The 12,021-nt window shown below is 50.0% G+C and carries 11 protein-coding genes and 1 pseudogene; 1 reads left to right on the top strand and 11 read right to left on the bottom strand.

Features of this window, described 5'->3' with window-relative positions:
* Nucleotides 1-13: 13 nt before the first annotated feature.
* The 3 genes from PV433_RS10665 to PV433_RS10655 form a co-directional block, all read right to left on the bottom strand.
* Nucleotides 14-352 (bottom strand): hypothetical protein, encoded by a 339-nt coding sequence (locus PV433_RS10665; RefSeq protein WP_332072125.1) that lies wholly within the window; start codon nt 350-352, stop codon nt 14-16.
* A 13-nt stretch (nt 353-365) separates the two neighbouring features.
* On the bottom strand, nt 366-764 hold the full coding sequence (locus PV433_RS10660; RefSeq protein WP_332072124.1) for a hypothetical protein: 399 nt from the start codon (nt 762-764) through the stop codon (nt 366-368).
* A gap of 71 nt (nt 765-835) precedes the next feature.
* Nucleotides 836-2,287 carry a hypothetical protein gene (locus PV433_RS10655; RefSeq protein ID WP_332072123.1) on the bottom strand — a complete coding sequence of 484 codons (1,452 nt, stop codon included), beginning with the start codon at nt 2,285-2,287 and terminating at the stop codon, nt 836-838.
* 716 nt (nt 2,288-3,003) lie between these two features.
* On the opposite strand from PV433_RS10655, the gene PV433_RS10650 reads away from it, so the two are divergent.
* Nucleotides 3,004-3,519 carry a DUF6886 family protein gene (locus PV433_RS10650; protein ID WP_332072122.1) on the top strand — a complete coding sequence of 172 codons (516 nt, stop codon included), beginning with the start codon at nt 3,004-3,006 and terminating at the stop codon, nt 3,517-3,519.
* A gap of 183 nt (nt 3,520-3,702) precedes the next feature.
* On the opposite strand, the pseudogene PV433_RS34065 reads toward PV433_RS10650, so the two are convergent.
* From PV433_RS34065 to PV433_RS10615, 8 genes and pseudogenes are all read right to left on the bottom strand, one after another.
* Nucleotides 3,703-3,894 (bottom strand): annotated as a pseudogene (locus PV433_RS34065) (hypothetical protein); the annotation flags it as partial.
* Between the two features lie 105 nt (nt 3,895-3,999).
* A complete protein-coding gene (locus PV433_RS10645) occupies nt 4,000-4,200 on the bottom strand; it encodes a hypothetical protein (RefSeq protein WP_332072248.1) in 201 nt (66 codons plus the stop codon).
* 285 nt (nt 4,201-4,485) lie between these two features.
* The gene (locus PV433_RS10640; protein WP_332072121.1) at nt 4,486-4,653 is read right to left on the bottom strand and encodes a hypothetical protein; all 168 of its coding nucleotides are present in this window, start codon (nt 4,651-4,653) and stop codon (nt 4,486-4,488) included.
* A gap of 5 nt (nt 4,654-4,658) precedes the next feature.
* Entirely contained in the window at nt 4,659-5,129 is a 471-nt protein-coding gene (locus tag PV433_RS10635) for a hypothetical protein (protein WP_332072120.1), read from the bottom strand.
* A 156-nt stretch (nt 5,130-5,285) separates the two neighbouring features.
* Nucleotides 5,286-6,242, bottom strand: coding sequence for a DUF4258 domain-containing protein (locus PV433_RS10630; RefSeq protein WP_332072119.1), 957 nt, complete (start codon nt 6,240-6,242; stop codon nt 5,286-5,288).
* A 13-nt stretch (nt 6,243-6,255) separates the two neighbouring features.
* Entirely contained in the window at nt 6,256-7,419 is a 1,164-nt protein-coding gene (gene dnaN, locus PV433_RS10625; protein ID WP_332072118.1) for a DNA polymerase III subunit beta, read from the bottom strand.
* 619 nt (nt 7,420-8,038) lie between these two features.
* On the bottom strand, nt 8,039-8,920 hold the full coding sequence (locus tag PV433_RS10620) for a hypothetical protein (RefSeq protein WP_332072117.1): 882 nt from the start codon (nt 8,918-8,920) through the stop codon (nt 8,039-8,041).
* Nucleotides 8,921-9,648: 728 nt separating this feature from the next.
* A complete protein-coding gene (locus PV433_RS10615; protein WP_332072116.1) occupies nt 9,649-11,853 on the bottom strand; it encodes a glycosyl hydrolase family 28-related protein in 2,205 nt (734 codons plus the stop codon).
* Nucleotides 11,854-12,021: the final 168 nt, after the last annotated feature.

The following is a 12,021-nucleotide window of genomic DNA, read 5'->3' as shown; positions in this document are numbered from 1 at the left end:
GGGCTCCCCCTCTCTAGTTATCGATTTTCTTTAATGGCGGTATATTATCACCGGCAAACGTGACTCCCATAAATCTGTCATGCTGAAATCGTTCGATCCGGCGGATTCTTGATGCGTCCAGTTCCAAGAAACGTCCTTCCCAATTGACAATGAGCATAAATGGGCTCGAATTCATTTCTTTTCTCTCGACGTAGTGAGCCGGTACAATCGGATCATCATGATCAAAAGTCCATATGCATAAGGGTTCGCCGTACACATAAGCTTCGTTCAGTCCCCGATCATTTCTCAAGTTGAAACCACATTCCAGCCGATCTTCTGCGGTATAACAAACAATATCTTTATCTCGGTACATTCCGGATCCCCTTTCATATTGCCGGATTAATTGCTTTCAAATGCGTAATGCCGCTTCGACAAGGATCAAGTAAAATCTGACGTTCCGGCCACTTATCGGCTGCCCATTTCACAACATCCTGCCTGCTCCCGATGCGATAACGAATCATCGTTCGTTGCTTATTTTGAATCCTGACCCGAAAAGCATTTGCTTTCGAGTAATATTCACGAGGCCACGACTGGACCTCCACAACGGGATCGGTCTCGATGCGATAAGGTGTATTTCCGATGGTGTATGAAAAGCTGGCACTTCTGCCTACCGCGAGGTGTATGATCTCCAGGTTGTCGAATTTGACATATAGTCCGTTCCGAGAATACCCATGAGTTTCGATAATGTACTCAACACGCGCTGTTTTGAATTGAACCTTCTTCATGAACAGGTTCCCCCTCAATTGTATTCAGAAATGAAAAAGAGCCACCCAAGAGCGACTCTTCCCGAACGTATTTACTTGACCCTAGCTTCAACTGAAGCCTTTGATCGAACCTCTTTCGGAATGGTAATGATCTGTGCCTTGTACCCTGCGTTGAGCGTGTCGTCCAACCCCTTCCCAACATGATACGGCCAAATCGCAATAAGCAACTCTATCCCATTGGCAGACAGAGTTTTTTGCGCTTCCCTAATGCAGCTCAACACATTGTCTCGAACTCCCTGCTTCGTATGCGCATCTGCGTCGAAACCCAGAATAACCCGCTCCGGTGCAATCGCAAGGGTAGGTTCTAGCAGCACGCGCCAAGAGTTGACGCCTGCAGCCTGTAAATGAACTTCATCGGTAAAGTCGCTGGCTATGTCACCTTTAATCGGCCCTTCGCCCCACCAAATGGTTCGAGTATCCATGACCTCATTGATCGGGATGCCAGGCTTCCACTTTGATAAAATGCGACTAGGTACGGCGCAATGATATGGAGAGGGATCCCCCAATAAAGTTCCAGCCATAATCCCTTTCTTTTTGTACGTCAATGAAGCAAACCAACTATATATGCCCCCATCCGCCATCCATACCTTCCCTTCAGGAAGCTCGATCGGAAGCTGCTCCCGATTACCTTCCCAAAGGATGGCGCCTGTTTCGTGGCAAACGACTTGGAGAATGTTGTAGATGGGCTCGTTGATGCGAATTCGTCCTTCACGTTTAATAATCTTAGGCGGCTCATCAGCTCGGATCTGAAAACCGCTGATGCGATTTTCAATATCACGAAACGGGATAAGAATACCTGCCCGGCCAAGTGTGGTCCAATACGGACCGTACTTGCCTTGGCAAAGTGCAAAACCAGGTACACCGGCGGGCTCGCGGGTTACCCTAATCATCTCTTTGACCGTTTTGTATCGATCTGCCTTTGAGTCAAGAAAAGAACGGTACTCACGAATTCTCATGGAAGAAACGCTTATCTTCCTTATCTCAGAGAAGTGCTTGATATGCTGATCTGTTAAGGATAAGTGCTTCATCCATTCCCGATAAACAAAATCGATTCGCTCTGGATTCTCCTTAGTTAAACACTCGTCGTCATCTTCTTTCTTGTTCCGGAACACTTCACGATTTGGATTTGGTAGATTTGCCGCCTCTTCAATACTTCCATCCTCGTATTCAATGGGAATGCCCGCCATTTGGCAAACTGCTTTTACCGCCTCGATGAACTCTGTACCGCTCGGGGGACACGAATTAAAAGTGCGGTATGCAAAATAACTGATTGCATCCCTTCCCCCTTCTGTCCCACCGAAGTTTTTCCAGATCCCCTTTGATGGCGTAATTGCAACCGATGGAGTGGACTCACTTTGATTTTGATAGGAAAAATAGCTTCGCCCGGATTTCGTAAGTTCATCTCCTAATGCTTGAGCGATGTAAAGAATCTCGACCTCTTTGGCCTTTTCAATCGTTTCTTGCTTAATTCGCTTGAATGCCAAGTCAATACCTCCAATCAGGCTTAAAATAAAAAAGCCCTATCTGGTGATATGAACATGGCTAGGCCATACTCATATTACCCGATAGGGCTTTATACTCGCGAAAAGGCTTAAAGCAAATAAATAAATGTATACATAGTTATTTTAACACACTGCTGCAAGCCAGTCTAGTTATAGCATGGACTCAGCTAATCTTCGCTGGGCTGGCGCCGGTGGTATTCACTGATCAAGCGCTTTGCAGCAACATCGTCGATTATCAAGCACCATCTGAGTTGATCGACGTGCGCCAAGTGGCAGCAGCCCTGGACATGTAATTCGCTCATATAAGAATCATGGAAGAACGCATGCGAAATTGGGGTTTAGCGGATGTAGGGGTTCCGTTATTAGCTTCGGAGTGGTTAAAAAGGGGAGATAAAGGAAGCGTTAGTTACGTTATTCGGCAAAATGGTGCGAAGAACCGGACCTAAACGCGAATAGAGGAACTGAAGCTTCCGCTAAGCCCGGTCGGGAACGGGTATTCCCGGAAATAATGGAACCAGTAGTTCCGAACGGCCGTAAATGCGGACGCGGGCGCTACTTCATGATCGCAAATTGCGCTCCCCGGCACCAGCACAGCAGACGAAAATTGGGTAAAACGATATTTCCACTTAACCGGGGCCTCGATTCGGGGTATGGTAGTAGTGCTAGGTGTGCCATGAAAACCGAAGGAGGAGCATCGAGTGGAGCTATACCATTTCAGCGAGGAGCCCGACATCGGCATCTTTCATCCGAGGCCGGCGCCCGCCTTTCCGAATATGCCGCCGGTCGTGTTTGCGCTCGACCGGGAGAGAAGCCCGCATTACTTTTTCCCGCGCGATTGCCCGAGGGTCATATACTGGAAGGCCAGCTTCACGACGGAGGAGGACGCCCGCACGTTTCTGGCGAATACGGAATCGGACAAAATAGTTGCCGTGGAAAGCGGCTGGCTGGACCGGATCCGCGATACGAAGCTGTACAGGTATACGTTTGCGGGCGAATCGTTCGAGATGATGGACGGCTCGGCCGGTTATTACATTTCGACGCAAACGGTAGCTCCGCTAAAAGTCGAGCCGGTCGGCGATTTGCTGGATAAGCTTTTGGCGGACAAGCTGGAGCTCCGCTTTACGCCTTCCCTGCATCCGATCCGTGAAAGCGTGATCGCTTCGACGATGGACTTCTCGATTATCCGGTTCCGCAACGCGACTGCAAAGGCTTAAAAAGAGAAAAGGACACTTCCCTGCGAAGGCGAGGTGTCCTTTTCGTCTAAGCGTACTGGGCGGACGGTCCGCCGGTAATAACATGCGTATGCGATGATGCAGCCGTCCGGCCATCGGGGTACGTAGGGCATGCTTCCGGCTCCGGCTGCGTCTCGCACATGATGGCTTAAAAGGATACGTCGTCCTTTCGAACAAGTAGTCGGATACTTTGCTGCCCGGCTTCCGATGATTGTTCAAGTGTTGGATAGTGACGTCCTTCTCCTCGATGCCGATGCCGTGGCCGAATAGCAGGTTGTCCCGCATTTTCACCACGTTTTCCCCATGCCACTGCGGAGTTTTCGGATCGATTGCTGTAATAGAGTACGTCCCGGGCAAAAGTTTCCCGCTTGCCGTCCTGCGTAACGAGCGGCATGTCGGAATCGTGCTCCCATGATTAAAGCTGCAAATTGCCGAATAGCCGGTTGAAATTTTCGTCCCCGATCATTCCGGGCACCGCATAGCCGTGGCGCATTCAAACGCATAAGCGCGCCCGTTCGAGATGATGTCCAGGATCGCCTCGGACGGATACACCCCTCTCCGCAGCAAAAAGCCACCGTTACTCATCCGCTCCCAATACTCGCGGTTTGCGCGCTGCTGAACGTGGCGAACCCGGCGCGGCTTCGGGTCAAATCGCTGGTGCACCTCCAATAAAAAAAGGCTCGCCTTATTGGCGAGCTTTGGTTATTCCCTGGTACTGTAGGTACAACATAATGCCCTTGATTCAACTGAGTTGATCGGCAGTGCACCTAGTGAATCTATCATGCCCCAGCTCGTCACTACGCTGACAAGCATAAGCGAAAAAATGAAACTCACGTTTTACTCCGCGGTTATGCGGCGCGCTCTCGAGCTGGCCCAAAACAATGAAGACAGCAGCAGCATTGAATCGCTCATATATGGTATGGCTACCTTCAATAAAAAAGGCCCGCCTTATTGGCGAGCTTTGGCAACAGGACGACTCCGTTTCAATTGAGCAAGCGCCTCGCTGACTTTCTTATCACGTTCTGGACTTGGGCCCGGCATTGTTTGCATAACATAATGACCATCAGCATAACGACGAGCAGCTTCATCAAGACTCATAGGCGGATTCTTCTTCATGATCATCACCTCTTAGATAAGTATAACATAACCAGACGTTCGGCAACAGCTTCACTAATAATCATTAGGCCGCCGCCAAAATGTGATGCTCCGACTGCATTCGAATAAAAAAGCATAAGCCGCTGCTTGATCTTGGATTGAAAGGCCACAGCTCCTTCATGCCCGAGGTCCATGCTACGCTTACATGCGAAAGCCATTAAATGTTCGCCGATCAAATCAAATTCCTTGCGCTTATTGGGGATGCCTTCAATCAAATGCACCCACACATGATCCTCTTTACGCTCAAGTGCAATTGCTCCTTGTATAACATCATCGCCCGTTACCACCATCTTATACACTTCAACGCCGCGCTGGCTGAAATAAAATCGCCAGTTGAAGGCGTCATTCCAATCGCTCATGTGAAGCTCAATATCATATGGCTGCAGCGCAAGGAACGAAACAGGGTATGTTTCGCCGCTGCGGATATGTAGTAACACGATTCCACCTCCCGCTATATAGATTACGACAGGAAAGGGGCAAAAACAGTTCATCGTTCGGAACAGAGGAGACCTCCAAGCTCACACTTCGATGAAGCAACAACTTTTGCATCCCCTATTCAATGAAAATGAAGAGGAGGGCTCGAATGCCTCTCCCTATAGCGTAATCAGACTGTCAAAGTCGATCTCCGTAGGTAGTTCCATGTAGTTCTTCAGACGAAACTCTATTTCTTCGTTAACAAAGTTTTCCAGTTCTTCAGACAGATTAACATCTGCCATCCTATTATGACAGCAGTTGCACTCGTATACCGGTACACCACGCAACACCATTTCATGGTCTCTATTAGAGACTTTGAAAAAATGGGTTTCATCAGCATAACTCATCTGCATCACCCCATCACAATTCGGACTAATGCAATTCAAAGTTTTCATCTGACCTTTGTACTGTGTAGCTGCTAAGCGCATAAATTCAGCAATATTACCGCCTGCATAGAGGGCAGCTTTCAGTCGTATCATTCTATTTTCTTCCCTGCAGACTCGGGTCTCGGGAATTGTTAATGGCCGAGGGTTATCCGTTGGTCTCCCGCGTCGTTTCTGCATGTTGACCGTCCCCTTCGATACTGATGTGTGATCAACATTATACCCATCCACATCTATTTTTGCACGACAAAAATAGTAAGTCTCGATATCGCAATAACAAATCTTCTTTTCGTGTTTTTCATCCCATTTCCATGGCCTTTCTGACGGATCTTCGACTTTAATAATAACCCATAATTCCGGGTTATTGATTCCGCATACAACATGGATGGGGCGATATACACCTATCGAAACACGGACATAGGATATCACTGTAATTTCGACTCGTCCATCGAATTCCGAATAATCGATCGCAAAACCCGCTTCTAGTGCGGAACGAATCTCTTTCCTTGAATATAGCCAATCAACCTGCCGGCGCTCAGAATGAAAGGATTCCAGTAGCACGCCTTGGCCTCCGAGGAGATTCATTCGAAATTCATGTAAAAATTCTTCAGCAAAAAAGAGACGGTCATGTAGCCGTCTCTCTCTGTTAAAAGCCTTTTTTGCACATTGTTTTGGATTTAGACAATGCGTCAAAGTGCCTCACCCCTCATTTCATTCTCACAGGCGTCACGATAGCGATATGTTTAGAATCATCGTCGACAATTGGTTCGAAATGTGCTGGACTATAGCTGCCATGAAACTTGCACCGGACTAAGTCACTCGATATGTTTTTAATTGCATCGTGCAACAAAAAAACGTCTGCTCCCAAATGGACTTCTCCCCTGCTGCTCTCTAATTGCAACTCCTCTTCATACATTGGACCATCAGAAGTTGCTTTCAAGTACAGAGTGTCCCCTTTGAGTTCAACAGTTATGGTTTTGATATCAGATCCATATATTTTTGCACGCTCCAGTGCGGCAAAAAGCTCAGTTCGCTTAATCTCGCATTCTGCAGAATGGGGCGAATTGATAATTTTGCTGACATCCGGAAATTTTCCATTAATCAGGCGGGTCTGGTAAACTAGTTTTTCCGATACGAGTTGAAACTCATTCTCCGAGAACTCTAAGACTGCGTCTTCTTCCAAGTCATCCAAAAGTTTAATGATCGCCTTTGTAGCACTCACAGTAATAACCAAATTGGAAAACGGTTCGCTTGACTCCACTAAGGGAATCGCCATGTGAGCCATTCTTAGGCGATCTGTAGCCGTCAGTTTTAACTCTCCGTCTCGACCTTCAAAGTGAATTCCAGTTAAAATGTGACCTTCATTTTTTTCAAGGACAGCATACATGGTCATTTTTAGCGCGGATGCTAACAGTTTCGGATTAACCGTAAACCGGAATGGTAATGGTTTACGATCAAAATTCGGGTATTGTTCAGCTGGCAATAAGCTAACTTGCATTGTAACAGGTTGTTTTTTTCCTACCTTCACCCTCAGAGTGGCACTAACATCCGGATTAATATCGATCTCAATTTCGCCCGAGGGCATTTTTTTTATGACATCGTAGAAAAACTTGCCAGGAACAAGAAACTTGATTTCTCCAAGAGCCGAAATAACCCCTTCATCCTTAACCCTAACTGTTGTCACACTATCTGAACCTGTTAGGATCAGACTACTTCCCTCTACCTCTAATAATACACCCTTCAGGATTTCTATCGTAGATTTTTCCGCCGGAGCAGCAGCTACTTCCACCATGTCGATAAGCCTTCGAATGTCCTGGATCACAACCGTCTCGGTGTCTACGATTACTTTTTTTGAAGCTGCAGTTTTCATGAAAAAACCTCCTATATGTGGTATGTATAAAATAAAAGCCGACCTATGTGGCTTCTCGATAGAGAAACAGCATAAATCGGCTTGAAAGCGCCCAAAAAGCAAAAAAACCTATGGGCACAGTTCTTCTACAAGAACATTACACCCATAGGGTTTGAGACTCGCAATAAGGCTCAGTGTGAGCAAAATACCAAAATTAATCATGATCATAGTACCATATATTTCAACCAAGTGTCTACCTGATCACCCGACTGACTGCTTGTCGAGCGCCAGGCGATGCCATGACTTGCAAAGATTCTGCTTATTCAGATTAGCCGGCGCGTATCGTTCCTTGACAGTAGCCCAGCGCACCACCCCGTCTATTGTTATGGTGACTGCACTTTGGCGGTCGTCCGGCGACACCGGGTTCGATGAATCGATTTGCCATGACCGCAGGCGGTTTGGTATATCAAGAAATACCGGCTTTCACGATGAACTACCAGTGTCCACCCCAGATTGAACAAATGCAGCCTGCCTCTCAGGTTTCGACCGGGTAGCTCGGGACCGCTGCGTAGTTTTGCTGCGCTAGATACGCTCGCCGCTCCCGATCAGTGCACCGTCCGAAGCGATCAGTACCGCAGCATCAGCCGTCCGATGGGGCGTACTTCCTCACGTCCAGCTCGAATGACGCTCCATTGGACGGGTCCAACTCCACGTGAGTGGTTCCGCAATCGTCGGTCAGCACGAGCATGCGCGAGCCGACGACGGGGATGCGGTCGGCGCTGGTACGCATGTGCGCTGAGACGACACGAGGAGCACCGTCGACGATGTAACCTACCTCGACCGTGAACATCGGGTAATTGAACAGCCAGGTGTTCGCGAAGCTCACTTTGGTCAGCGTCCCGGTGAATGATGACCCCTCAACGCGGAGGCGCTCGAAGTCCGCCTGACGCCGCAGGGCGCGGGCGATCGAGCCGGGCAACCGCAGGAGCACGATGGCGGCCCAGAGGGCGAAGCCGGCTCCGACGACGGCGCCGAGTTCTGGCGGGATCGTCGGCGACGTCGCGATGGCTTCGAGGTCGAAGGGGCGCCACGGATCACTTATCAGCGTCCAGAGCAGGAGGACTCCCGCGTCTGCGGCGAGTCCTCCTGAGATCGCGAGCGTCGCGAACAGGCCGGCGATCCTGATCTGTCCGAACTGTTCGACCGCTCGCGAGTACACTCCGCCGGTCACTCCGATCGCGACGAACAGCAGCGCCACGGCGACGCCCACCGTGACCGGATGACCGAGGAGTATGCCGATCGCCGGTATTGGCGCCAGGCCGAGCAAGGCTCCGAACGGCACGGAGCCTGTCAGCGCCCACAGTGAAGCGGCTGCGAGCAGCCACGGCAGCAGCGGAGCCGCGCGTCCGACGCGACGTCCCGGCCGGAGCACCTTCATCCTTCCGCCCGTGTCCGTAGTGGAGAACAGCAGCAGCGTCTCGATGTGCTCCTGCTGATCCTCCGCAGCATCCCTTTTAGCCATACACACCTTCACATCCATAATTTTTTAGCTATATTATACCACATATAGAATGTCCGGCCGGCCGGCGTCTGTTTCAACTCAACCGCTCCATTCGGGATACGCAGCATACCCTGACATTTACTCTATTGGTCGGCAGTCGCCAAAGTTGCCACATGTGATAGTCTTATGACGTCCGCTCGCTGGCCATTACGAGAATACCAAACCAAAATCAATAGCTCCTGGGCCATCGCTTGGGCGCTGCCCTGTCCGGTCGCGACGTAAGCAACCCGGACCGCTACGTCGCCTGCCAGAGCTGACCGCGCTATGCCGGCGCACCGCTGCGGCTGGAGATTATCCGGGGCACGGCATCTCTGCTGGAGCTGGCCGCGCCCGTCCACGTGACTGCGATCGGAGCAGCGAGGAACGAGGAGAACTTCGGGAGTTGGCCGTACTTCGCTGACGTGTAGCACCCCGTTGGCCCGGTCGTGGCCGCTGTTGAACTAACGTACTCCGTTAGCGGAATGACTTGTTTCTTAAGTAAAAGAGGGACTCACTTTAATTTCCTTTTTAATAGTTACGCGGTCCTGATTGAAGACACATTAAAAACCTCTAAATGACGAAACTATTTGCTTTCATGTAAAATTTTAGTTGACGCCCATACCGATAAACACGAAGCACGTGCAACCGAAACGCAAAAGGGGCCGAATCCGCACAATGTGATTCGACCCTCATTAAACCATCTCATTGCCCTATATCGTCAAATACTCGAACTGAATCGGAATCTCGTACCCAATTCCGACGGGAAACGACGAATCGTAAGCGGCCATGTCTCGACTGATCAGCAAATCCGTGGTCGTACTCAACATGCCGGTAATGCCCTGATTCAGATCGCGATCCACATATGCAGCAAAGATCCGCTCATTAACAGGTTGGGGAAGTCCCGTGAGCTTCACCTTCGCGTCTCCGCTGCCGGTGACATCAAAGGATAATTTCCCGGTCAAACGGACCGTTTGCCCGACTTTGGCCATAATGAGGTTCACTTGCGCATTGGCTAGCGATGCTGTTCCCGACCAAGCTACCAGACGGGCGGCATCCCGAATCGGAAATTGGTCGGCATCCAATTTTCCAAGATCGAATCCGATCGAATCTTTGGCGAACGTATACTGTCCGTTCTTCAGCTCTTCCCGGTTATCGATGACGCTCGCTTTGGACAAAGTGACATTGCGGCCGCTGTCCAGAAAATATACCGGGTTCGTCGGGATATTCGTTATCCAGACACAACTATTGTTCATTATGACGAGATGGTTGATCGAGGCGTCGACACGAGCAAAAGCCACTCTGACCATCATTGCAACATTTCCTATGATCTCGATACATCCATTCGTTGCCGTCAAGTAATGAATGTTCACGAAGTACGCGGGGTGATAATTGTAGATACCGGGCGAGCCGCCTACGGCAGCTTTGCTGGTGAAACCGCTGTCATAAGTGTTGTTCAAAATGCGCACATCCGTCCCATATGAAATCAGAATGACCTGCTGCATTCTACCGACGAACGTGTTGTTGCGAATCATGATGCCTCCTCCTCTCGCAAAAATACCGGAAGTAACGTGCGTGATAAAATTGCCATCGAACACGATATGTTCGGCCGGACCATGTGTACCGAATCCCGAAGCCTGCATAAAGTTTTCCGTCCCGTCGCTAGCCTTTCCACCACCTGAGACGATGCACCGTTCCACCGAGCCGCACCGGGTCGGAATCACTCCTGAGAAATCAACGCCGCGCCTATTATTGTAAAATGTGCTCTCCCGGATCACCGTTCCGAACGAGTGTTGGTCCTGAATGCCATAGCCCAAGCCGACCGCATTGGATCCTTCTACATAGCAATGCGTAAAAAGCGCATCGTAGCATCTACCGGTGGAAATGCCGACCACTGAGGCGTTGTGTACGCTGACGCGGTTGAAGTGCGACCGATAGGTTGCGTTCAGGTAGATGCCTCCGGTATTTGTATTTACAGGGTATTCCACAGTCATGTTGTCGATCCGTACAGTAATTGGATCGTACCCCGTGACCGTTACGGTTTCCTGCGCGATATCGTAGCTATCCCATGTCTGGGTTCTCAGCCCCAGATCATTCCCCGATATATGGGTCACCATGTGCGTCTCGCCCTTGCATAACGTCCCGCGATTGTCGTAATACCACAATTTACTCGATTGCATCATCACTATTTGCCCGGGTGTGAAACCGGCCGAGGAGGCCACCGTAATCTTTTCCTTATTCATCTGCGTTGTCGCCGCCAGCGTCGTTGTTGCGACCGTCGATCCATAGAACGAGAAGGCGACGAATCCCGATGAGGGCACAATTTTGAACGGTTCGCAGCCGTTTGCGACCAGCATGACGTCCCGATTAACGTTGATGGTCGATGTAATGCGATAGGCGGAGCCTGAACGAAACACGACCGGCTTCCCGGATGCGGCACTAATTGCGGCCGTAATCGCCGCGGTGTCGTCGGTTGTCCCGTCACCCTTGGCGCCGAACCAAGCTGCCATCAACGATTCGCCGTAAATGCGTTTGAATCTGGCCCCTGTTCCGGAAACCAACACCGTTCCCGTGTTGTCCGCAGCAGAACCATCCGTTGGGTCGTAATAGAAAAGCCCTTCCTGTTCTAAATCTTTGACAAAGTACATGATTGAAGCATCGGGAGCGGTTGTGGCTCTCAGACCTGCAATTGTGGTCACTTCGCAGCAACCCTTATCCTCCCCATAGACAGATTCCGTCACTGACAAACCTTGTCCGTTTACGTGCTTGGCCTGCCCGTTAATCAGACTGCCTGCAGCCCATGCTGCTCCCGCGATGCCGAGCGAAGCCAACAATTTTCTTCGGCCCGGCGAGTATTCGTGCTGCTGCAGCCGTTCTGTCTGACCGATCTCTCTTCCGACCCTATAGTTGTTGCTCATGTTCGTCACCTCCGACACTGTTTTTTCAAAATTGCTTTCTTTGGATCGGCGATCTTCCGTTCGCTTGGGCTTCCATCTCCAGTGTTTCTTGTTGGCCACTTCTCCTTCAGGTCGCATAGGCTGTAAACATTTCTGTCACCTTCTTCCCGCTTTTAGAGCCGGAGATCC

This window comes from Paenibacillus sp. GYB004, from assembly GCF_036577605.1.
Classification (GTDB): Bacteria; Bacillota; Bacilli; order Paenibacillales; family NBRC-103111; genus Paenibacillus_AB; species Paenibacillus_AB oceani.
This window is presented reverse-complemented; position numbering and strand designations above follow the sequence as displayed.

Bases quoted from the DNA above. Each gene is read 5' to 3' on its own strand.
- PV433_RS10665 (WP_332072125.1), bottom strand. From the start codon at position 352: ATGTACCGAGATAAAGATATTGTTTGTTATACCGCAGAAGATCGGCTG.
- PV433_RS10660 (WP_332072124.1), bottom strand. From the start codon at position 764: ATGAAGAAGGTTCAATTCAAAACAGCGCGTGTTGAGTACATTATCGAA.
- PV433_RS10640 (WP_332072121.1), bottom strand. From the start codon at position 4,653: ATGAAGAAGAATCCGCCTATGAGTCTTGATGAAGCTGCTCGTCGTTAT.
- dnaN (WP_332072118.1), bottom strand. From the start codon at position 7,419: ATGAAAACTGCAGCTTCAAAAAAAGTAATCGTAGACACCGAGACGGTT.
- PV433_RS10620 (WP_332072117.1), bottom strand. From the start codon at position 8,920: ATGGCTAAAAGGGATGCTGCGGAGGATCAGCAGGAGCACATCGAGACG.
- PV433_RS10615 (WP_332072116.1), bottom strand. From the start codon at position 11,853: ATGAGCAACAACTATAGGGTCGGAAGAGAGATCGGTCAGACAGAACGG.